Consider the following 20,606-nt stretch of genomic DNA (forward strand, 5'->3'; position numbering starts at 1 on the left):
GCGGGGCTGCGCGGTTACGGGCTCATGGGGCGCGGTCGGTGGTGCTGATTAGGCCATATACGGTGCGTTGCCGCACTGGCGCGTGCCGCGCCAGCGCCGAGTGGCACTCAGCGCTACACGTTTAATACACCGGTACCGACGGATCGACCCGGAGCGACCACGCGTGAATGCCGCCGCGCAGGTTGAGCAAATTGGTGAGCCCGTGGCGGTGCTGCAGGTAGGCCAGGGCTTGCATGGAGCGCACGCCGTGGTGGCAAATCAGCACCACTGGCTCGTCGGCTTCAATCTCGTCGGCGCGGCGGGCTAAATCGCCCAGCGGAATAAGCGTGCTGCCCTCGATGCGGCAGTAGGCGTACTCCTCGGGTTGGCGCACATCTACCAAGTGCAGGGTTTCGCCGGCGGCCATTCGGTCGCGCAGCTGTTCGGGCGTGAGTTCGGGTAACGACATGGTAATAATTGCGGCCGTGGGCACCGAAACCCCTGGCTGCTTGTACAAAAGTAGCCTACACTACGTAGTTTTGGCCTCTGCCCGGCTGTGGGCACCTGTTAATCGGTTTCATCTGCTCGGTTTATTGCTCCTAGGTTTTGTCGTGGTTTGAACTCTGGACGGCCGTAGCTGGCACCAACCCCATCGAGTGGGTGGCCTTTGCCACGGGCCTTGCCTGCGTGGCGCTGGCAGCAATTGGTACCATCTGGAACTTCCCGGTAGCTATTGTTAGCTGCGCGTTCTACGTAGTGGTGTTTCATCGGGCGCAGCTGTACTCCGACCGCAACCTGCAGTTCGTGTTCATTGCCATGAGCCTGTACGGGTGGTACGAATGGCTGCGCGGCGGCAAAAACCACTCGGCCTTGGTAGTTACCCATACGCCTTTGGGCGAGTGGCCGTGGCTAGCACTGGCTGCGGCAGCCTACACCGGCGGCTTCGGGTACTACTTGCACCAGCACACCGATGCCTCGTTTCCGTACCTCGACAGCTTTACCACGGCCATTAGCTTGGTTGCGCAATACTTGCTTACGCGCAAGCGCCTCGAAAACTGGCTGCTCTGGATTGGGGTTGACCTGATATACGTGCCGATGTACTGGGCCAAAAGCCTGCATGCTACCAGCGGCCTTTACGTGCTGTACCTAGGGCTGGCCGCCTACGGCTACTGGGAGTGGCGCCGCCTCATGCGCCAAGCCTCGCTTGCCGAACTGCAACCCGCTAACCCTGCCACCCGCTAATGCTTCGCGTCGCGCTAACCGGACCCGAATCGACGGGCAAAACTACCCTTAGCCAAAAGCTAGCCGAGCATTACCACACCGCGTGGGTTCCCGAGTACGCCCGCGAGTACCTCGAAACGCGGCAGCTGGGCCTAGGCTATACACTAACTGACCTCGAGGAAATTGCCCGCGGCCAACTTGCCGCCGAGGATGCGGCCGTGGCTGCCGCCGAGCGCTGCCGCCGCCCCGTGGTGTTTTGCGATACCGAGCTGCTCGTGATAAAAGTGTGGGCCGAGCACGCCTTCGGCCACTGCCCCGATTGGATTCTGGAGGAAATCGAGCACCGCAGCTACGACCTCATTCTGTTACTGGGCATCGATTTGCCTTGGGAGCCCGACCCCTTGCGCGAGCACCCGCACCTGCGCCAGTATTTCTACGATCTGTACCGCAGCGAGCTGACGGAGCGCCTCTCCAACTTTGCCGAAATCGGCGGCACCTTCGAGCGCCGCGTCGATCAATCGTGTTTCTTGATTGACGAGCTGTTGCGCAGCCACGGGTACGTACCCGCTGCGCAAGCTCCCACCGACGACCTTTAACCTAACCTGCCCGCTATGAACGCCTACTTCCTCGAAAACAGCCGCTGCCGCGTCACAATCAACGAGCACGGCGCCGAGCTCAGCAGCTTTGTGCGCCACGACCTAGGCGGGCTGGAGTACGTGTGGCAGGCCGATGCCGCCGTGTGGGCCCGCCACGCGCCGGTGCTGTTTCCGATAGTGGGCCGCTTGCCCGAGGACACTTATTACCACCTAGGGCAAGCCTATAAACTGCCGCAGCACGGTTTCGCCCGCGACCGTGTTTTCGCGCTAGTGGAGCAGTCGGCTACGGCCGTACGCCTGCGCCTCCTCGACGACGAGCAGAGCCGCCAGCAATACCCTTTTGCTTTTGAGTTGACCATCGGCTACCGCCTGCACGAAACTACCCTGCACGTGAGCTGGGAGGTGCGCAACCCCGCCACCACCGAGGAGTTGCTGTTCAGCATTGGCGCGCACCCAGCCTTCCGCTGCCCGTTGCAACCCGATGGCGGCGAGGCGTTCGAGGATTACGTTTTTCGCTTCGATCATGCGGTGCAGCTCGAGCGGCATTTGCTGCAAGGCGGCCTGCTGAACGGCGAAACCGAAACCGTGCTCGACAGCGGCACCGAGTTGCCGCTTACCTACGAGCTGTTCAGCCAAGATGCGCTGGTGCTCAAGCACTACGATTTCACGCGCGTGGCCCTGGCCAGCCGCCGCTCCGAGCGCGCCGTGCAGATGCAGTTCGATGGCTTTCCGTACCTAGGGCTCTGGACCAAGGCCCCCGGCGCGCCGTTTGTGTGCATCGAGCCGTGGCACGGCATTGCCAGCTCAGTAGGTTCGCCTACCGAGCTGCGCGACAAAGAAGGCATCCTCACGCTGGCCCCGGGCGCGGTATTCAAGGCCAGCTACACCATCGAGGTGCAGTAGCATGGCGGCCGATATCCGCCGCATTAGCGCTGCCGATACCTATCCGCTGCGGCACCTAGTGCTCTGGCCCGATAAGCCGCTGGCCTACGTGCACGTGCCCGACGATGCCGCGGGGCATCATTTCGGCGCTTACTACGATGGCAAGCTGGTAAGCGTAGTGTCGTTGTTTGTGCAGGGCCCGGAGGCGCGCTTCCGCAAGTTTGCTACCCACCCCGATTGGCAGCGGCAGGGCATGGGCTCGGCGTTGCTGCGACACCTTATGGCCGAGGCAGCGCGCCTAGGTGCCAGCGAGCTGTGGTGCGATGCCCGGCAAGAGGCAACCGGGTTCTACCAAAAGTTTGGGTTTGTAACCGAGGGCAGCACGTTCAGCAAGGGCACAGTAGCCTACGTGCGCATGCGCTGCGCGCTGCCGCCGCCTGTGGCCTAGGTGCTCCCCTAGAGCAACACCGGCTTGTGGGGCCGCACGGGGCGGTGCGGGCGCCGGTTGTAGTCGGGCTCCCAATCGTTGATGGGCCGCGAAATGCCGGGCGGCAAGTCGAGGTCGGGTAGGCCGTCGTCGAGCGGTTCGCCGCCCTCGTCGTCGTTGTCGGCCGAAGGCGGGCGGGTAGCGGTGCGGCGCGGCATCACCATAAAATAGGCCAACAGGGTGAGGACCACGAGCGTGTATACGAGGCTGATCATGGCGGTATTCGGGCTGGTTGTGGGCGGGCCGTTGCAGGCCTGTTGCAGAAGAAGGTAACGGCACAAAGCCCGGCGTGGTTTTGCTCGGGCACAGCTTTTTTCAGCGGCGCGGGGCCAGGAGTAATACACTTAACTGTAAGCGGTTAAGTCGGGTTTTTGCTTGTTTAATCGAACCCGCTCAGCACGGCCCCGCAAGCCCAAAAAACTTGCCTCGGCGGGCACCGCTAGCCGCGGGCTGCCACGCGGCTAGCGGTGCCCGCGCACCTAGGGCGCCAGCCTTGCTGGCGGTGTGCTTGGCCGTTGCATTGCGTTGCTAGCGGCAAGCTTTTACCTTTGCCCCGCGTTTAGGGGTGCCAGGCCGTTGCGAGCTTGGCTGAGATGATACCCATTGAACCTGATCCGGCTAATACCGGCGAAGGGAACAAACGGTCCGCGAACGGTAACACCATGGCTCCGACCCCTGGGGCTTGGTCTCGTTCCACTTTTTCTTACCACTTACCTTGTTTACGTCTCGGATTTGGCCGGGGGCAGCGCTGCTAGCGTGGCTGCCCGTTGGCATGGCATGGGCGCAGGCGCCCGTGTCGGGCACCCTCACCGATGCCCGCAACGGGCAGGCGCTGTCCGGTGCCACTGTTTTGCTCGACGGTACCGCCCTAGGTACCACCGATGCCAATGGCAACTTTAGCCTACCAGCCGTAGGCGCTGGGGTGCACGAGCTGCGCATCACCTTTGTGGGCTACCAGCCGCTGGTGCGTCGTATTGCCGGCCAGCCCACCCCGCAGCAGCTCAGCGCCGCGCTGCAACCCGAAGCGGTGCTTACCGGCGAGGCCGTGGTAACGGCCACCCGCGCCAACGAGCGCACGGCCACTGCTTACACCAACGTAAGCCGGCAGGAGCTGCAGCAGCGCAATTTTGGGCAGGACATACCGTACCTGCTTGACCAAACGCCCTCGGTGGTGGTTACCTCCGATGCCGGCGCCGGCGTGGGCTACACCGATATCCGCATCCGGGGCACCAGCAACACGGGCATTAACATGACCATCAACGGCGTGCCGCTGAACGACCCGGAGTCGCACGGCTCGTTCTTGGTGAATCTGCCCGATCTGGCTTCGTCGATCAGCTCGTTGCAGGTGCAGCGCGGCGTGGGCACCAGCCAGAACGGCAGCGCGGCTTTCGGGGCCAGCATCAACATCAGCACCCTTGATAACCGCCGCGAAGCCTACGCCGAAACGCAGAACAGCTTCGGCTCTTTTAATACCTGGAAAAACAACGTGCAGTTCGGCACGGGGCTGATTGCGGGCAAGTTCACCTTCGACGGACGCCTCTCGCGCATCGCCACCGACGGTTACATGAACCGCGCCACGTCGGACCTGAAGTCGTACTATTTCGCGGCCGGGTATCAGCAGAAAAACACCCTGCTGAAGTTCATTACCTTCTCGGGTCGTGAGAAAACCTACCAGGCTTGGAACGGCGTACCCGAGCCCGCTCTTACCGGCGACCGGGCGCTTTTGCAAACCTACCTCGACAACGGCGAGCTATCGGAGGCCGATGCGGCCCGCGTGGTGCAGGAAGGCCGCCGCTACAGCTACTACACCTACGACAACCAAACCGACAATTACCAGCAGAACCACTACCAGCTGCACCTCTCGCAAGGGCTGGGGCCTGATTGGAACCTAGGGGCCGCCCTGCACCTGACCCGCGGCTTTGGCTATTACGAAAGCTACCGCACGGGCCGGCGCCTTTCGGCGTACAACCTGCCCAACGTGGTGCTCGGCGACACCACCATCCGGCGCACCAACCTAATCGACCAAAAGTGGCTCGATAACTACTTCTACGGCGGCACGTTCGCGCTCAACTACCAGCCCGCCGACAACGACCGGCTGCAGGCTACCGTGGGCGGCGGTTGGAACCACTTCGACAACGACCACTACGGCGAGGTGATTTGGGCGCAGTTTGCCTCCACGGGCAACATGCGCCACCGGTATTACTTCAACACCGCCGATAAAACCGATTACAACGCCTACGCCCGCGCTACCTGGCAGCTATTGCCGCGCCTAGGTGTGTACGGCGACGTGCAGGTGCGCCACATCGATTACCGCATCAGGGGCGTGGAGGACGACCAGAACGACGTGACCACCCAAGCCCGCTACACGTTCTTCAACCCCAAAGCCGGCGCCACCTTCAACCTCGGCGAAGGTCAGCAGCTGTACGCCAGCTACGCCGTGGGCCAGCGCGAGCCCGTACGCTCCGACTTTACCGACCGCCCCGCCGGCGACACCAGCGCCAAGCCCGAGCGCCTCGGCGACCTGGAGGCCGGCTACCGCGTGTCGTTGCCCAATACCGATTGGCTGGGCCGCAACACGGCCGTGCGCTTCGAGGCCAACTACTTTTACATGAACTACTGCAACCAGCTGGTAGCCACCGGCCAGCTGAACGACGTGGGCACGCCCTTGCGCACCAACGTGGCCAGCAGCTACCGCACCGGCGTGGAGCTAACGGGCTTTGCCTCCCTCAACAACAAGCTCAGCCTGAGCAGCACGCTTACGCTAAGCCGCAACCGCATCCGCAACTTTCAGGAGGTGAGCTACGATGCCGACTTTAACCGGGTAGTAGGGGAGCGGCGTACCTCCACCATTTCGTACTCGCCGGCGGCCGTGTCGGCCCACATCCTGGAGGGGCAGCCGCTGCCGGGCTTGCGCGTGGCGCTGCTCTACAAAACCGTGAGCCGCCAGTACCTCGACAACTCTGAAAACCGCCGCCGCAGCCTCGATGCATACCAGGTAATGGATTTGCGCGTGCGCTACAGCATTCGGCCCACGTTTGCGAAGGAAATCGAGCTGGGCCTGCTGGTCAGCAACCTGCTGAACCGCCGCTACGAGGCCAATGGCTACACCTACACGTACGTAGGCGCCAGCGGCCGCCCCGAAACCTTTAACTGGTACTTCCCGCAGGCCACGCGCAATTTTCTGGCTTCGGTGGGCGTCAAGTTCTAACCACCCTTTTCTGAGCTACGAAAACGAACAACCCGGCGTGGCGAGTAGCCGCGCCGGGTTTTTTGCCGATTCCCGGAACGGTAGGCCCGATAAGGCCTGTTTGGCCCTGCTGAATACGCCGTTGCCTTTTCCAACGCATAGGGATTAACTATATTTGTAGCTCCCGCTTTCTATCGTGCTGTTTTTCACCGCCATATTGCCTCGCCTTCGCTTTAGCCTGCTAGCGGCCACGTTGCTGCTGGTTGTGGGGCTGAACAACCAGGCCGTGGCCACCTTCCGGGTGCCGATGAAAGCCGCGGCTACCCGCGTAACCGGGTCGCCCAAAGGCACGGTGGTGAAGCAGAAGGTAACCCTGGAGGCTACCGCGCAGCTTGGCCCCTGGCTGCTGCCCGTAGCCGAGGCTTGGGAACCTGCCATTCCAGTTCAGCACCTCCGCATTGCCACCCAGCGGGCCGCTGCCCCCGCCGTACGGCCCTGCGCCGTGCCCGATTGGTTTCGCACGCGCTTGCTCGTAGTGGCGTTGTCGCCGCACGCGCCCTAGGTAGCCGGCGTGCCGACTCGCTCAGGCAGCTACGGTTGCCACTCGTGGTCGAGCCCATCGAAAGCAAGCCCGCCTGTGGGCTTGCGCAAGTCATACGCCGGGCCCTAGGTCCGCGACCCTGCCCCGCCGGCCTGCACCTAGGGCGGCGCTGCGGTAGCCTCACAACAGCAATTCATTTTACCCTTTTTCAATGCGTAATAAAGGTTTAGTCATTACGCTGACGCTTATCGTGTCGGCGTTGTGCGTTTACTTCCTCTACTTCACGTTCGTGTCGAGGCGCGTGCAGGACGATGCCGTCCGCTACGCCTCGCGCAACGGTGTGGTCGATCAGGCCAAGCGCCAGCGTTACCTCGACTCGGTGTGGCGCGCCCCGGTAACCAACGTACTTGGTGCCGAATACACGTACCGCGACGTGCGCGCTTCGGAGCTGGGCCTCGGCCTCGACCTGAAGGGTGGCATGCACGTAACCCTGGAAGTATCGCCGGTGGAGATTGTGCGCGCCATGGCGGGCAACTCCAAAGACCCCAAGTTCAACGAAGCCCTGCGCCGTGCTCAGGAGCTGCGAAAGCAAAACCCGAGCACTTCGTTCACGGCACTGTTCGCGCAGTCGTTCCGCGAGGTGGCGCCCGGCGACCGGCTGGCCCGCATTTTCGCCAACACCACCAACCGCAGCCGCGGCCTCGACGCCAGCTCGGCGGATGATAAAGTGCTGCGCGTAATCGACGCCGAAGTGGAAGAGGCCATTGAGCGAGCCTTCCGCATCCTGCGTACCCGCGTCGATAAGTTCGGCGTAAACCAGCCCAACATTCAGCGCGTGAAGGGCACCGGCCGCATTCAGATTGAATTGCCCGGTGTGGATAACCCCGACCGCGTACGCAAACTGCTCCAGGGCCAAGCCAAGCTCGAGTTCTGGGAAGTGTGGCGCCAAGACGAGTTCCTGCCCTACCTGCAGCAGCTCGACGAAGTGCTGAAGGCCAAGGAAGCCCTAGGTGGCAAAGCCGCCACTACGGCCGCGGCAACCCCGGCTGCCAACGATACGGCTGCCACGGCCGCCGCTGCAACGCCCGCCGACACCACCTCGCTGGCCAGCCAGCTGGCCAAGAAGAAGCCCGCCGGCGCTACCGCCGACTCGGCCCAAACGGCGCAGCAAGCCGGTTCGGGTTTGGCTAAGCTCTTCACCATGCCCGGTGCGCTGGGTGCCAACATCCGCGACACGGCCCGCGTGAATGCCGTGCTTCGCTCGCCCGAAGTACGCGCCGTAATGCCCCCGAACCTCGCGTTCCTGTGGGATGTGAAGCCCACCGTTATCGAAGGCCAGGAGTACCTGCAGCTCAACGCCATCCGCAAATCGGTTGAGGCTACCGCGCCCCTAGGTGGCGAGGTGGTATCGGATGCCCGCCAGGACTACGACCAGGGCGGCCGCCCCGAGGTATCGATGCAGATGAACCCGAACGGTGCCAAAAAGTGGCAGCGCCTCACGGCTGCCAACATCGGCCGCCAGGTAGCCATCGTGCTCGACGATTACGTGTACTCGGCGCCGGTGGTGCAGTCGGAAATTGCCGGCGGCAACTCGAGCATCTCGGGCAACTTCACCATCGAAGAAGCCCAGGACTTGGCCAACGTACTGAAGGCCGGTAAACTGCCCGCCCCCACGCGCATCGTGGAAGAAGCCGTAGTAGGTCCGTCGCTGGGCCAAGAGGCTATCAACCAGGGCTTGTACTCGTCGCTGGCGGGTCTGGTGATTATCATGCTGTTCATGGCCGTGTACTACGGCCGCGCCGGTTTGGTAGCCGATGCCGCGCTGCTCTTCAACATGTTCCTGATTCTGGGCGTACTGGCCCAATTCAGCACGGCCCTTACGCTGCCCGGCATTGCCGGTATGGTGCTCGTAATCGGTACTTCGGTCGACGCCAACGTACTGATCTTCGAACGCATCCGCGAAGAACTCAACCACGGCCTGCAGGTGAAGGATGCCATCAACAAAGGCTACTCGCGTGCTTTCTCGGCCATCTTCGACTCGAACGTTACCACGCTGATTATTGCCGTTATCCTGGGCTTCTTCGGCACGGGTCCGGTTCAAAACTTTGCCGTAACGCTGGGTATTGGCGTGTTCACCTCGTTCCTGTCGGCCGTGTTCGTGTCGCGCCTCATCATCGAGTGGCTCACTAAGGGCAAGGAAAGCACTGCCATCACGTTCTCCACGTTCCTGTCGCGCAAGCTGTTCCAAGGCGTTAATTTCGACATCGTAGGCAAGCGCAAAATCGCCTACTTGGCTTCCACGGTGTACATCATCATCGGCTTTGTACTGATGGCCGTGCAAGGCGGCCCCAACCTCGGGGTTGACTTCCGCGGCGGCCGTGCTTACATCGTTGATTTTGGCAAGGTAGAACCCGCCGACAAAGTGCGCTCGGCCCTGCTCGACGACTTTCAGAACGCCGGCACCGAGGTGAAAACTTACGGTGCGGCCAACCGCCTGCGCATCACCACCGGCTACTTGGCCGAAGACGAATCGGCGGAAGCCGACAACAAGGTGCAGCAAGCGTTGCTGAACGGCTTGAAGGAATTTGGTGCCGACAACCCGCAAATCCGCAGCACCTCGAAAGTGGGCGCTACCATTGCCGACGACATCAAGAAAACCTCGGTATTGAGCCTGGGCCTCACGCTGTTGGCCATCTTCGTGTACGTACTGTTCCGCTTCGAAAAGTGGCAGTACTCGATGGCGGCAGTAGTGGCCTTGTTCCACGACGCGCTGTTCGTAATTGCTACCTACCCCATTGCGCGGGCCCTAGGTGTGAACTACGAAATGGATCAGGTGTTCGTGGCGGCCGTGCTTACGGTGCTGGGCTACTCCATGAACGACACCGTGGTTATCTACGACCGTATCCGCGAGTACCTGCACGAGAACCCCAAGCTGACGTTTGCCCAAGTGGTGAACCCCGCGCTGAACAGCACGTTCTCGCGCACGATGATTACGGCCACCACCGTACTGCTGGTAGTAGTGGTGCTGTACATCTTCGGCGGCGAAACGCTGCGTTCGTTCTCCTTCGCCATGATTGTGGGTATGATCATCGGTACGTACTCGTCGCTGTTCATCGCCGCGCCGCTGATCCTCGACACCTACGGCCGCAAGGAGAAAGACCGACTGAGCGAAGGCTCGGAAACAGGTGCTCCGAAGCTTTCGACGGCTGTGCAGTAATCCTACGGCTAAGCCTAATGCAACAAAGCCCGACCTGTGCAGGTCGGGCTTTGTTTTTTGTGGGCGGGGGTTTCTGATTTGCTCGCTAGCCTAGGTCGTCGTTGGCTCGGGCAAGTTGAGACATCTCGCGTGCTGATGCCGGATAGTGTAACACTCACCCCCTCTTTGGGAGAGGGGGCCGGGGGTGAGGTCCCAACGTGATAAGGTCCTTCGGCTGGCGCCTCAGGATGACAGTAGAGGGAGCAAGCAGCAGCAAATCGTACTACGGCCACTGGATGGAAAACAGAACGGCCCGGAGCATCTGCCCCGGGCCGTTTTGTTTTCCATCCAGTCAGCCGAAGCAGTAGGTTTTAGAAGCCGCCGGTTACGCCTTCGGCTACTACTTCTTTCACCTCGGGCACCATGCGCTTCAGAAGGTTCTCGATGCCCGATTTCAGGGTAACGGTAGCCGAGGGGCAGCCCGAGCACGAGCCTTGCAGGTTCACCGTCACGATGCCGTCGTTGTAGCTCTTGAAGGTGATGTTGCCACCGTCTTGCTCCACGGCGGGGCGCACGTAGTTATCGAGCAGGTCGATGATTTTTTGGGACGTAGCCTGGTCTTCGGCCGAGCCCTCGGCGCCGGCAGCCACTTGGGCCGCGCGCTGCTCTTCGGCCGGGTCGACGGTGAAAATGGGGCCACCGGCCTCCACGTAGGACTTCAGGAAGGTGCGCAGTTCCGGAATCAGCTGCGTCCAGGTGTGCTCGGTGGTTTTGGTTACGGTTACGAAATTAGCAGCGATGAACACGCGGCCCACGTAATCGAACTTAAACAACTCCTGGGCCAGCGGCGAGTAGGCCGCGGCTTCGGCATCGGGGTAGTCAACGCTCACACCCTCGCGCACAAGCTGCGAGTTGAGCACAAATTTCATCGACTCGGGGTTGGGCGAGGCTTCGGCGTAAATCGACACCGAGCCGGCGGGGGCAGTAGTATTCATGGTGATACAGTGCTTCTTGGTACGAGGGGAAGGCCGCGCAGTAGCGCTTATGGTGTATAACCGCAACGAGCTGCCTACGGTTGCAAAAGTAGAGGTTTACCGGCAGTTGCCGATGCCCGGTAACCGCACCGGTACCTAGGGGCTACACGCGGCTGGCGCGGGCGCGCAACAGCATGTCGGCCAGCACCAACGCTGTCATGGCATCCACAATGGGCACGGCGCGGGGCAACACGCACGGGTCGTGGCGGCCGCGGCCGGCCAGCTCAACGGCCTCGCCTTGGTTGTTGATGGTTTGTTGCGGCTGCAGAATGGTGGCCACCGGCTTAAACGCCACCCGGAAGTAGATATCCTGCCCGTTGCTGATGCCGCCCTGGATGCCGCCCGAGTGGTTGGTGCGGGTGCGCACCCGCCCGGCTTCGTCGGTATAAAAGGCGTCGTTATGCTCCGAGCCAAACAATAACGTACCCGCAAAGCCCGAGCCGTACTCGAAGGCCTTTACGGCGTTGATGCTCAGCATGGCTTTGCCCAGCTCGGCGTGCAGCTTATCGAACACCGGTTCGCCCAAGCCAGCCGGCACGCCCGTGGCCACGCCCGTAACGATACCGCCCACAGTGTCGTGCCGGTCGCGGGTTTGGCGGATAAGCTCGGCCATGCGCTCGGCGGTTTCGGGGTGGGGGCAGCGCACCAGGTTCGAGTCGATCAGCCCTAGGTCGAGCTGCTCGTAGCCAACCGGCACAGCCACGGCACCTACCTGCGATACGTAGCTGCGTACCCGAATGCCGTGGTGCTGCAGCAGCTGCATGGCCACGGCGCCGGCCGCCACGCGGGCTGCCGTTTCGCGCGCCGACGAGCGGCCGCCGCCGCGGTAGTCGCGGTGGCCGTACTTCTGATCGTAGGTATAATCGGCGTGCGAAGGCCGGTAGGCGTTCTGAATGTGCGAGTAATCGTGGCTGCGCTGGTCGGCGTTGCGGATAAACAAGCCAATGGGCGTGCCGGTGGTTTGCCCCTCAAACAAGCCCGACAGCACCTCCACTTGGTCGGCCTCGGAGCGCGGCGTCGTCAGCTCCGATTGGCCGGGCCGCCGCCGGTCCAGCGCTGCCTGAATGTCGGCAACGTTTACCGCCAGCCCCGCCGGACAGCCATCGATTACCACCCCGATGCCGGGGCCGTGCGATTCGCCGAAGGTGCTGATGCGGAACAGGGTGCCAAAAGAGTTGCTCATAGCCCGCAAAGGTAGTGCAGGCCGTGGCTCTGCCGCGCCGCTGCAGACGTGGGCACCTAGGGCGCCCCCGTCAGATAATCAGGCGCACGCCGCCCAGCTCCGAAATCTGGTACGGAAAACGGTCGCCGGGCGAGCCGATGAACATGAAGTTTTTGGGAATGCCCCATTCCGCCGACAGCTCGTCGATTAGCTGCGGGCCGAAGTGGCCTTGCCGGATTACAAAGTCAACCACGATTTCGGTGTACGCGCGGTCGAGCACCCGCACGTCGTTCAGCAGCTGCTGCGATACTTGCTCGTCTCCCTCCACCAACGTCACGATTTTAAGCCGGTTGGTGAATTCGTTTTCCACCACGTAAATCATCACCTTGTTGAGGTTCGAAACATTATCGCCCTTCGTGAAAAACACAAACTCCTGCTGGTTGAGCGCGTGCAGCATCTGGCGGATGCGCTGCGGCTTGAGGCCCAAAAACGTGCCGTGCTTTTTGGAGTAGTTGCGTACGGCGTGCAGCACGAGCTTGAGAATAGCCACCCGCTCCAGCATAATCACCACCAGCACCATAGTGGGGATGAAGTACTGCAGAAACACTACCAAATACTCGGGGTGCAGCTTTACGTTGCCGTACAGGCCCAGCAGCACGCCCATCAAGGCCAGCGTAACGGTAAGCACCGAGGCGTACACGGGGCGGGGCAGCCGCGCCCGTTTGTTTTTAAGCAGGAAGTTGCCAATGGCGAAAAAGGCCATTACCGCCAGAAACGAAATGGTGTACACGCCGGCCAGCGGGCCTAGTTCTCCGCGCGTAATCAGCAAAATGCTGACGCACAGCAGAAAAAAGGCAATCAGAATGATGTAGTTGCTGCCGCGGCGGTTTTCCTTTAAAAATGACTGCGGCCAGATACGGTCCAGGGCCATGCGCTTCATGAGCCCCCCTACGCCCACAAACGAGGTAAGCACGGCCCCGCTGAGCACAGCTACGGCATCGATGGAAATTAGGGCGGCAAGCCATTTGCCACCGGCTACCTGCCCTAGGTGCGCCAGGATGGTGGCGGTATGCTCGCCTACTTGCACCAGCGGCAGCACGGCCACGAGCAAAAAGGCCAGCAGCGGGTTAAAAAAGCTCACCACCACCCACATGTTGCGCAACGTTTTTTGGAACACGCCGGGCGCCTGCTCTTCCACAAAGTTGGCCGAGCTTTCGAAGCCCGAAATACCCAGCATGGCTGCGCTGAAGCCGTAGAACAGGGCCGTTGCGATGCCGCCCTTTACCGGCGCCTGAAAGTTGAGCGAGAGCGTGTCGGTGCCGTGCGTGGCCACGTACCAGATGGCCACCCCGCACAGCAACGTGAGCGAGGCCAAGTGTACCAGAAAAATGACCACGGCTACCTTGGCCGACTCCGACATGCCCAGCAGCGTGAGCACCAGAAACAAGCCCAGCAAGCCCATGGTGGCCGGCAGCACCGGCAGCCCGTGCCACAGCGTGTGCAGGTAGTGCATGGCCTCGGAGGCCGAAATTACCGCCGTGGCCATGTACGACAGGATCGTAAGGGCCGCGGCCAAGGCTGCGTTGTTTTTGCTGGTGGTATTTAGCAGCACGTTGTAGGCGCCGCCGTTCAGGGGCAGCGCGCCCACCACTTCGCCGTAAATTTTGCGGAACAAAAACAGTACCGCGCCCACAATCAGCAGCGCCAGCCAGGCGTATTGCCCGGCGTAGGTAATGGCTAGGCCCGATACGTACAGGCACGACGAGGAAATGTCGTTTCCGCAAATGGCGGTGGCCTCGAGTTCGGTGAGTTTTTTGTGGCTCATGGTTGATAACGTTGCGGCAACCCGCAGGCCTGCCTGGGCATGCGGCGGGTAAGATTACGTGCCGTACGCAAAACCGGCCCGCCAAGATCAACAAACCCTAGGTGCCGCTTGGCGGAACTGCCGCCGGGGCCAGCTGTTGTAGCTACGGGGCAAGCCGCGCAAGGCCAAGCCGTTGGGCACACCCCGAAATCTTTATCTTTGAGCTTCCCACCCAATCCGTTTTCGCATATGTCCTCCCAAGCCGACGTACTCTCCCCGAAAGCGCAGGTACAGCAAAACAAAGGCTCCCTGAACGCCGCCGGTTTCACCGATTACTACGACATCGACGGGCTGCTCACCGACGAGCACAAGCTCATCCGCCAAACCATCCGCGACTTCGTGAAGCGCGAGATTTCGCCCAACATCGAGAAGTGGGCGCAGGACGGGCACTTCCCCTCCGAAATCGTGCGCAAGTTTGGCGAGGTAGGCGCGTTCGGCCCCACCGTTCCCACGGAGTACGGCGGCGGCGGCCTCGACTACATCAGCTACGGCCTGATTATGCAGGAAATTGAGCGCGGCGACTCGGGCATGCGCTCCACCGCCTCGGTGCAAGGCTCGCTGGTGATGTTTCCCATTTACCAGTACGGCTCCGAGGAGCAGCGCCGCAAGTACCTGCCCAAGCTGGCCTCGGGCGAGTGGCTGGGCTGCTTCGGCCTGACGGAACCCGACCACGGCTCGAACCCCGGTGGCATGACCACCAACATCAAGGACATGGGCGACTACTACCTGCTCAACGGCGCCAAGCTGTGGATCAGCAACTCGCCCGAGTGCCAGGTAGCCGTGGTGTGGGCCAAAAACGAGGAGGGCCGCATCAAGGGCCTCATCGTGGAGCGCGGCATGGAGGGTTTCACCACCCCCGAAATCCACAACAAATGGAGCCTGCGCGCTTCGTGCACCGGCGAGCTGGTGTTCGACAACGTGCGCGTGCCCAAGGAAAACCTGCTGCCCAATGTTGATGGCCTGAAAGGTCCGCTGTCGTGTCTCGATTCGGCCCGCTTTGGTATTGCCTGGGGTGCCATTGGTGCGGCCATCGACTGCTACGAGTCGGCCCTGAAGTACTCGCTGCAGCGCGAGCAGTTCGGCAAGCCGATTGCCGCATACCAGCTGCAGCAGAAAAAGCTGGCCGAAATGATTACCGAAATCACCAAAGCCCAGCTGATGGCCTGGCGCCTAGGTATGCTAAAAAACGAAGGCAAAGCCACCTCGGCCCAGATTTCAATGGCCAAGCGCAACTCCGTTGACATGGCCTTGCACATTGCCCGCGAGGCGCGCCAAATCCACGGCGGCATGGGCATTACCGGCGAGTACCCCATCATGCGCCACATGATGAACCTGGAGTCGGTAATTACCTACGAAGGCACCCACGATATTCACCTGCTCATCACGGGCGCCGATATCACGGGCATTCAGGCGTTTAAGTAAGCTGATCATTCAGTAACAAAAACGGCCGTTCTTGCAGAAGAACGGCCGTTTTTCATGCTATGTATAAGCTACAATTTTGTGCAATGTGCGGTTGGGCGTTTTTGGTCAGTTGTTCGTCACCGAATTCAAACGAAACTAGAGGTAGGCTGGAACCCCAAGTAACCTCTGTGCCTGATTCTATGATCTACAGCTTGGTGAATTACATAATCAGAACCGAAATCCGGCCAATAACAGACAAGCAACCTGCGGCGCTACTCGGCTTACCCAAACCTAAAGAGGTTACGCAGCTTGTGGTGCCGGACAAGAACTATTACTGGACAGCAGAAGCTGCGCATGGGCCTGATGTATCATTATCTGAGCTGACTAGGTTAGAGCAGCCATTTTCTGCTGCAGATACGTCTTTTATGCGTCTCCAATGGCGCGCCAATCGGCAACGGAGGTTTAAGCAGGCAGGTATCACCGAACCAGCAGTCAGCGTTGTCGAAACCGACTCGTTTCTGCTTTGGAAGCAAGAGCTAGGTATCAGTAAAGCCAACACCCGCTTGAGCGGCCGTAACAATGGTGATTACCTAGTGAGCATATCCGTGCCTCTGTTTTCGGTAAATCTTAACAGGGCTGTTGTTACCTCAGCCATTCAATTCAGAGGCGGAGAGACTGTCGTGTACCAAAGAGTGAAAAGCGTATGGAAGCGTCAAGCAATAATCAGCAGCTGGGAAGAGTAAGCAACAGAGGTAGCCATTCTCACCGCAGCTCATCAAACGCGTACTGCGCCGTGCTCCAGAACTCGTCCAACGCCACCAGCCTGGGTTTGAAAAACGAAATCAGCTCGGGCCAATGCTCGCGGTTGTACATGTTCACGCCGGTTAGCTCCTGGTAAATGCGGCTGAGCGGCTGCCCGTACTCGTCGGCGGCCTCCAGCTCCCACAGCCACGGCTCACCTAGGGCTTCTTCCAGCATCAGGCGCAGCTCCCGAAACTGCTCGAAGTACAGCTCGCGCAATCCGGCATCGGCGTGGGTTATTTCGATGCCAATGCTGGCGCGGCGCGTATCGGCGTGCATGCGGAAGAACACGTTTTTGAGGCCGGTTTTGTAATTGATCCAGTTTACGGGCAGGCCTTCGGAAGAGAGAACGGGGCGCATGTACTGGCCCAGGGTGGTCCAGAAAGCTTGGCGGAGTTGAGCGGCTTCGGTTTTGCTGTACATAAGCGGAGGGCGCGCCGAGCACCTAGGAAAACACACAAGCCCGGCAGCGGCGCAAAGAAACATACGTATGCCGAGCGCAACGTAGCGGTGTGATGAACCGTGCCGCCGCATTACTTTGCAACCTGCTAGCCTTCCGCCACATGCCCACCAATACTTCTTCTGCCGCGCCGCTGATTATTCTGGAATGCCTGGTTGCCGGCACCTCGCACCGCGAAAACCTGGTGCAGTACGAGCCGCAACTCCACGAAGGCCAACTGTTGGTGCTCCGCCGCGAAGCCGACAGCCCCTACGACGACTGGGCCGTGCAGGTGCGCACCCACCCCGACGCCGGCGACGTGTGGCTGGGCTACCTGCCCGAAGGCCGCAACGAAACCGTAGCGCGTTTGCTCGATGCCGGCCGCCGCATTACGGCACAGCTTACCTACAAATCGTGGGAAGAGGATTGGCTGTACCTCAACATTGAGGTGCTGCTGCATGAGTAAGTTGCCAATTGCCGGTTGTCAGTTGATAGTTGCCCGTTATTCGCCACCGGCTACCAGCTGCTAGCCAGTTTCCGTCCTAACCACTGACAACCGGAAACTGGCAACCGGCCTCTAACGGCTTCGTTGCGTCAGCAAGCCCGCGGCCGGACCTAGGACCAGTACCAGGTAAACATTTTGCGGCCCTAGGTAGCCCACCAGCCAACTGGTAACCTGGATGCTGACCACCGTGATTGCAAAACCTAGGCAGTTGACGATGGTAAGCGCCGTGCCGCGCGTGGCCTCGGGCGCGCTTTGCGCCACCAGCGTCGAGAACAGCGGCGAATCGGCTACCACCACTAGGCCCCAGAAGAAAAGAAAGGCCGCCAGCGCCGGCGCGTAGCCCACCCGCAGCAGCAGCGGCGAGGCCAGGCAGCACAAGCCCGACAGCGACAGCGCACCGAGGGCTACGTTGCGGCCCGGCACCACCTGCGAGAGCAGCCCGCCGCCCATGCAAGCCAGCGCGCCCCCGCCGATAATCAGAAACGAGAGCAGCGGCACGGGCAGCTCGGCCCCTAAGTGCATGCGGTTGTAGGTGCTGAGCATAGCTGGCACAAACGCCCAAAAGGTGTACAGCTCCCACATGTGGCCGAAGTAGCCAAACGCCGCTGCCCGAAAGCGCGGTACCCGAAACCCCTCCAGCATAGCCATAAAGCGCAGCCGCTGGCCGGCCTGGCGGTGCGGCCCATCGGGCACCAACACCGCCATAGCCATGCCGCCCAACGCGGCCAGCCCGGAGGTGGCTACCAACACATAATGCCAGGGCAACTGCGTAGTGGCGCTGCGGAGCAAATGCGGAAAAGCCGTGCCCAGCACCAGCGCCCCCACCAGAAAGCCCAACGATTTACCTAACCCGGCCTGGTAGTAGTCGGAGGCTATTTTCATGCCCACGGGGTAAATGCCTGCTAGGAAAAAACCCGTTAGGAACCGGAAGGCCAACAGGTGCACCGCCTCGGTGGCGGCTGCCAGCACGCCTAGGTTGCATAGGGCCGCCAACAAGGCACTCACCAAAAACACCCGCGAAGGCGAAAAGCGGTCGGCTATGGCCAGCACGGCAAACGCCAACGTGCCGCTGATAAAGCCCAACTGCACGGCGCTGGTTAGGTTGGCCACGAAGTTATCGGCTAGCCCAAACTGCCGGGCTATGTCGGGCGCAACGGCGTTGCCGGCAAACCAAAGCGAGGTGCAGCAAAACTGAGCCAGCACAATAACCGGCAACACACGGCGCATGCAGTAAACGGAATAGGGGGAAGCGGGGAGAGGTTCCGAAAACGCGGCTGCCCTTCGGCCCGAAAAAAGCGCCGCAACAACCGCGGGCTCAAGTAACGCAAATTCCGGGCTGCTGTGGGCGTTGAGGGCGTGGTTACCTAGGGCCGGTTGGGGCTAATCGTCAGCTCGTCAGTACCTAGCGGGGCGCGGCGGTCGTATAGCGTATCTCAACCAAGCACCTTACTACTATGTCGCAAAATGCAGACGAGCGCCGCCAAGAGCGCCGCGAAGAAGATAAAGGGAACTACCGCAACGCCCCCGAAAGCCGCTACCAGCCCGACCGCAACAACCCGCCGCGCCACCACGACCGCAACCCCAACGACGACGGCGACGCCACGCAGGATTTTAACACCATTGCCGACGATGGCACCTCCGATGGCATTGCCAAAACCGCGGCCGGCTCGGGTGCCAACAACCTAGGCTCGGGCGGCCTGGTGCAGGACACCAACACGCGCAGCCGCGACGCCGACCAAGGCGGGACGCAGGGCGGCGGCCGCAAATCCGACGACCAAAGCCACCTGCGCACGCCCAGCGCCCAAAGCTCGCACCGCTCGCAGGGCAACTCGCACGACGGCGGCCAAAGTGCCCAGAAAGGCTCGCGCAGCGGCGAACAAGTGTAGCCTAGCCGCGCCGTTTGGCCGCGAGGCTTTGCTTTGTGTTGATCAGTCAACCAGTGAGCTAGCGTGCAACCTGTCTAAGCCCTAGGTTGGGCAAGCCTGTTGCTGCCTAGGCACCTGCCTATTACCTAAAGTTTCGTCGCATGCCGGTATAAAGTATAACCTCTAAGCCCAGGCAAAAGCCCGGTTCTGCAATGCGGAACCGGGCTTTTGCCTGGAGGCGGGGGCCTGCTGGCGTGCCTTGGCTAAAACTGTTAGCCAATGATTGAGCGGCAGCTATTTATTTGCTAAAAACCTTATGCACGCGGGACGTTTTCGGGCTACCTGCTGTTACCTTAGCTCTGAAACTTCGACCGCCGAACTACCTTCGTTTCGTATGCGCGAATCGTACCTGACAGGTGGCAACTCCCACATGGACGCCACCGATAAAGAAATTGACAAGGCCTTGCGCCCCCTTAGCTTCGACGACTTTACCGGTCAGGCCAAGGTGGTGGAAAACCTGAAAGTGTTTGTGGCGGCCGCCAAGCAGCGCGGCGACGCCCTCGACCACGTTCTGCTGCACGGGCCTCCCGGCCTCGGCAAAACCACGTTGTCGCACATCATTGCCAACGAGCTCGGCTCGGGCATCAAGATGACCTCGGGCCCGGTGCTCGACAAGCCCTCCGACCTGGCGGGCCTGCTCACCAACCTCGATCCGCACGACGTGCTCTTCATCGACGAGATTCACCGCCTCAACCCGGTGGTGGAGGAGTACCTGTACTCGGCCATGGAGGACTACCGCATCGACATCATGCTCGACTCGGGCCCCAACGCCCGCTCCGTGCAGATTTCGCTGTCGCCGTTCACGCTCATCGGGGCTACCACGCGCTCGGGCATGCTCACGGCGCCGCTGCGCGCCCGCTTCGGCATCTCGTCGCGCCTGGAGTATTACGACGCCAAGCTGCTCACCGACATCGTGCAGCGCTCGGCCGAAATCCTAGGCACGCCCATTCACGAGGATGCGGCCTTCGAAATTGCCCGCCGCTCGCGCGGTACGCCCCGTATCTCCAACAACCTGCTGCGCCGCACCCGCGACTTCGCCCAGATCAAAGGCACCGGCACCATCACCCGCGACATTGCCCAGTTTGCCCTCGGCGCCCTCGACGTTGACTCGCAAGGCCTCGACGATATGGACAAGCGCATTCTGTCGACCATCATCGACAAGTTTAAGGGTGGCCCGGTGGGCATTACCACCATTGCTACGGCCTGCGGCGAAGAAGCCGAAACCATCGAGGAAGTGTACGAGCCGTTCCTGATTCAGGAAGGCTACATCAAACGCACCTCGCGCGGCCGCGAAGCCACCGAGCAAGCCTACACCCACCTAGGGCGCCCGCTGCCGCAGCACTTGCGTGGCAACGTAGCCGGCGACTTGTTCGCGCAAGAGTAACC

The 20,606-nt window shown here is 61.2% G+C and carries 19 protein-coding genes and 1 riboswitch; of the genes, 12 read left to right on the plus strand and 7 right to left on the minus strand.

From position 1 onward, the window contains the following. Positions 1 to 121 precede the first annotated feature (121 nt). Positions 122 to 448 (minus strand): rhodanese-like domain-containing protein, encoded by a 327-nt coding sequence (locus tag D3Y59_RS16705; protein WP_119446527.1) that lies wholly within the window; start codon positions 446 to 448, stop codon positions 122 to 124. Between the two features lie 137 nt (positions 449 to 585). Between D3Y59_RS16705 and pnuC the strand changes: the two genes are divergently transcribed. The 4 genes from pnuC to D3Y59_RS16725 are packed head-to-tail and all read left to right on the plus strand — an operon-like array spanning position 586 to position 3,126. Continuing rightward, positions 586 to 1,221 carry a nicotinamide riboside transporter PnuC gene (pnuC, locus tag D3Y59_RS16710; RefSeq protein ID WP_119446074.1) on the plus strand — a complete coding sequence of 212 codons (636 nt, stop codon included), beginning with the start codon at positions 586 to 588 and terminating at the stop codon, positions 1,219 to 1,221. After that, entirely contained in the window at positions 1,221 to 1,796 is a 576-nt protein-coding gene (locus tag D3Y59_RS16715) for an AAA family ATPase (protein ID WP_119446075.1), read from the plus strand. The genes pnuC and D3Y59_RS16715 overlap by 1 nt, the downstream gene beginning before the upstream one ends. 15 nt (positions 1,797 to 1,811) lie before the next feature. Next, positions 1,812 to 2,699 carry an aldose 1-epimerase family protein gene (locus D3Y59_RS16720; RefSeq protein ID WP_119446076.1) on the plus strand — a complete coding sequence of 296 codons (888 nt, stop codon included), beginning with the start codon at positions 1,812 to 1,814 and terminating at the stop codon, positions 2,697 to 2,699. A gap of 1 nt (position 2,700) precedes the next feature. Then, positions 2,701 to 3,126, plus strand: a complete 426-nt coding sequence (locus D3Y59_RS16725) for a GNAT family N-acetyltransferase (protein WP_119446077.1) — start codon at positions 2,701 to 2,703, stop codon at positions 3,124 to 3,126. Positions 3,127 to 3,134: 8 nt separating this feature from the next. On the opposite strand, the gene D3Y59_RS16730 is transcribed toward D3Y59_RS16725, so the two are convergent. Continuing rightward, the gene (locus D3Y59_RS16730) at positions 3,135 to 3,380 is read right to left on the minus strand and encodes a hypothetical protein (protein WP_119446078.1); all 246 of its coding nucleotides are present in this window, start codon (positions 3,378 to 3,380) and stop codon (positions 3,135 to 3,137) included. A 336-nt stretch (positions 3,381 to 3,716) separates the two neighbouring features. Next, positions 3,717 to 3,820, plus strand: a riboswitch (TPP riboswitch). Positions 3,821 to 3,937: 117 nt separating this feature from the next. On the opposite strand from D3Y59_RS16730, the gene D3Y59_RS16735 reads away from it, so the two are divergent. The 3 genes from D3Y59_RS16735 to secDF all read left to right on the plus strand — a co-directional run bounded on the left by D3Y59_RS16735 (position 3,938) and on the right by secDF (position 10,110). Then, the gene (locus tag D3Y59_RS16735; protein WP_119446079.1) at positions 3,938 to 6,373 is read left to right on the plus strand and encodes a TonB-dependent receptor; all 2,436 of its coding nucleotides are present in this window, start codon (positions 3,938 to 3,940) and stop codon (positions 6,371 to 6,373) included. Between the two features lie 196 nt (positions 6,374 to 6,569). Further along, positions 6,570 to 6,914 carry a hypothetical protein gene (locus tag D3Y59_RS16740; protein WP_162910859.1) on the plus strand — a complete coding sequence of 115 codons (345 nt, stop codon included), beginning with the start codon at positions 6,570 to 6,572 and terminating at the stop codon, positions 6,912 to 6,914. Positions 6,915 to 7,104: 190 nt separating this feature from the next. Continuing rightward, entirely contained in the window at positions 7,105 to 10,110 is a 3,006-nt protein-coding gene (gene secDF, locus D3Y59_RS16745; RefSeq protein WP_119446081.1) for a protein translocase subunit SecDF, read from the plus strand. Between the two features lie 350 nt (positions 10,111 to 10,460). On the opposite strand, the gene D3Y59_RS16750 is transcribed toward secDF, so the two are convergent. From D3Y59_RS16750 to D3Y59_RS16760, 3 genes are all read right to left on the minus strand, one after another. Next, positions 10,461 to 11,084: a NifU family protein gene (locus tag D3Y59_RS16750; RefSeq protein ID WP_119446082.1), complete on the minus strand. Its 624-nt coding sequence runs from the start codon at positions 11,082 to 11,084 to the stop codon at positions 10,461 to 10,463. 142 nt (positions 11,085 to 11,226) lie between these two features. Next, positions 11,227 to 12,306, minus strand: coding sequence for a chorismate synthase (aroC, locus tag D3Y59_RS16755; protein ID WP_119446083.1), 1,080 nt, complete (start codon positions 12,304 to 12,306; stop codon positions 11,227 to 11,229). A gap of 70 nt (positions 12,307 to 12,376) precedes the next feature. Continuing rightward, positions 12,377 to 14,110, minus strand: coding sequence for an APC family permease (locus D3Y59_RS16760; protein ID WP_119446084.1), 1,734 nt, complete (start codon positions 14,108 to 14,110; stop codon positions 12,377 to 12,379). 228 nt (positions 14,111 to 14,338) lie between these two features. On the opposite strand from D3Y59_RS16760, the gene D3Y59_RS16765 reads away from it, so the two are divergent. Both D3Y59_RS16765 and D3Y59_RS18395 read left to right on the plus strand, forming a co-directional pair. Further along, positions 14,339 to 15,571: an acyl-CoA dehydrogenase family protein gene (locus D3Y59_RS16765; RefSeq protein WP_240410411.1), complete on the plus strand. Its 1,233-nt coding sequence runs from the start codon at positions 14,339 to 14,341 to the stop codon at positions 15,569 to 15,571. Between the two features lie 179 nt (positions 15,572 to 15,750). Further along, positions 15,751 to 16,293 (plus strand): hypothetical protein, encoded by a 543-nt coding sequence (locus tag D3Y59_RS18395; RefSeq protein WP_162910860.1) that lies wholly within the window; start codon positions 15,751 to 15,753, stop codon positions 16,291 to 16,293. A 19-nt stretch (positions 16,294 to 16,312) separates the two neighbouring features. Here the strand turns inward: D3Y59_RS18395 and D3Y59_RS16775 are convergent, their stop codons facing one another. Continuing rightward, positions 16,313 to 16,774, minus strand: a complete 462-nt coding sequence (locus D3Y59_RS16775) for a DUF4268 domain-containing protein (protein WP_119446086.1) — start codon at positions 16,772 to 16,774, stop codon at positions 16,313 to 16,315. A 140-nt stretch (positions 16,775 to 16,914) separates the two neighbouring features. Here D3Y59_RS16775 and D3Y59_RS16780 point away from each other — a divergent pair, with 140 nt between their 5' ends. Further along, positions 16,915 to 17,256: an HIRAN domain-containing protein gene (locus tag D3Y59_RS16780; RefSeq protein ID WP_162910861.1), complete on the plus strand. Its 342-nt coding sequence runs from the start codon at positions 16,915 to 16,917 to the stop codon at positions 17,254 to 17,256. Positions 17,257 to 17,367: 111 nt separating this feature from the next. Here the strand turns inward: D3Y59_RS16780 and D3Y59_RS16785 are convergent, their stop codons facing one another. Continuing rightward, positions 17,368 to 18,522 (minus strand): MFS transporter, encoded by a 1,155-nt coding sequence (locus tag D3Y59_RS16785; protein WP_119446088.1) that lies wholly within the window; start codon positions 18,520 to 18,522, stop codon positions 17,368 to 17,370. A 227-nt stretch (positions 18,523 to 18,749) separates the two neighbouring features. On the opposite strand from D3Y59_RS16785, the gene D3Y59_RS16790 reads away from it, so the two are divergent. Continuing rightward, positions 18,750 to 19,181 carry a hypothetical protein gene (locus D3Y59_RS16790; RefSeq protein WP_119446089.1) on the plus strand — a complete coding sequence of 144 codons (432 nt, stop codon included), beginning with the start codon at positions 18,750 to 18,752 and terminating at the stop codon, positions 19,179 to 19,181. 373 nt (positions 19,182 to 19,554) lie between these two features. Further along, complete coding sequence (gene ruvB, locus D3Y59_RS16795; RefSeq protein ID WP_119446090.1) at positions 19,555 to 20,604, plus strand: Holliday junction branch migration DNA helicase RuvB; 1,050 nt, start codon at positions 19,555 to 19,557, stop codon at positions 20,602 to 20,604. Positions 20,605 to 20,606 lie beyond the last annotated feature (2 nt).

The organism is Hymenobacter oligotrophus (genome assembly GCF_003574965.1).
GTDB classification, from domain to species: Bacteria; Bacteroidota; Bacteroidia; order Cytophagales; family Hymenobacteraceae; genus Solirubrum; species Solirubrum oligotrophum.

Excerpts from the sequence above, each read along its gene's own strand:
- D3Y59_RS16705 (WP_119446527.1), bottom strand. The coding sequence starts at position 448 with ATGTCGTTACCCGAACTCACGCCCGAACAGCTGCGCGACCGAATGGCC.
- D3Y59_RS16715 (WP_119446075.1), top strand. The coding sequence starts at position 1,221 with ATGCTTCGCGTCGCGCTAACCGGACCCGAATCGACGGGCAAAACTACC.
- D3Y59_RS16720 (WP_119446076.1), top strand. The coding sequence starts at position 1,812 with ATGAACGCCTACTTCCTCGAAAACAGCCGCTGCCGCGTCACAATCAAC.
- D3Y59_RS16725 (WP_119446077.1), top strand. The coding sequence starts at position 2,701 with ATGGCGGCCGATATCCGCCGCATTAGCGCTGCCGATACCTATCCGCTG.
- D3Y59_RS16730 (WP_119446078.1), bottom strand. The coding sequence starts at position 3,380 with ATGATCAGCCTCGTATACACGCTCGTGGTCCTCACCCTGTTGGCCTAT.
- D3Y59_RS16735 (WP_119446079.1), top strand. The coding sequence starts at position 3,938 with ATGGCATGGGCGCAGGCGCCCGTGTCGGGCACCCTCACCGATGCCCGC.
- secDF (WP_119446081.1), top strand. The coding sequence starts at position 7,105 with ATGCGTAATAAAGGTTTAGTCATTACGCTGACGCTTATCGTGTCGGCG.
- D3Y59_RS16750 (WP_119446082.1), bottom strand. The coding sequence starts at position 11,084 with ATGAATACTACTGCCCCCGCCGGCTCGGTGTCGATTTACGCCGAAGCC.
- aroC (WP_119446083.1), bottom strand. The coding sequence starts at position 12,306 with ATGAGCAACTCTTTTGGCACCCTGTTCCGCATCAGCACCTTCGGCGAA.
- D3Y59_RS16760 (WP_119446084.1), bottom strand. The coding sequence starts at position 14,110 with ATGAGCCACAAAAAACTCACCGAACTCGAGGCCACCGCCATTTGCGGA.
- D3Y59_RS16765 (WP_240410411.1), top strand. The coding sequence starts at position 14,339 with ATGTCCTCCCAAGCCGACGTACTCTCCCCGAAAGCGCAGGTACAGCAA.
- D3Y59_RS18395 (WP_162910860.1), top strand. The coding sequence starts at position 15,751 with ATGATCTACAGCTTGGTGAATTACATAATCAGAACCGAAATCCGGCCA.
- D3Y59_RS16775 (WP_119446086.1), bottom strand. The coding sequence starts at position 16,774 with ATGTACAGCAAAACCGAAGCCGCTCAACTCCGCCAAGCTTTCTGGACC.
- D3Y59_RS16780 (WP_162910861.1), top strand. The coding sequence starts at position 16,915 with ATGCCCACCAATACTTCTTCTGCCGCGCCGCTGATTATTCTGGAATGC.
- D3Y59_RS16785 (WP_119446088.1), bottom strand. The coding sequence starts at position 18,522 with ATGCGCCGTGTGTTGCCGGTTATTGTGCTGGCTCAGTTTTGCTGCACC.
- D3Y59_RS16790 (WP_119446089.1), top strand. The coding sequence starts at position 18,750 with ATGTCGCAAAATGCAGACGAGCGCCGCCAAGAGCGCCGCGAAGAAGAT.
- ruvB (WP_119446090.1), top strand. The coding sequence starts at position 19,555 with ATGCGCGAATCGTACCTGACAGGTGGCAACTCCCACATGGACGCCACC.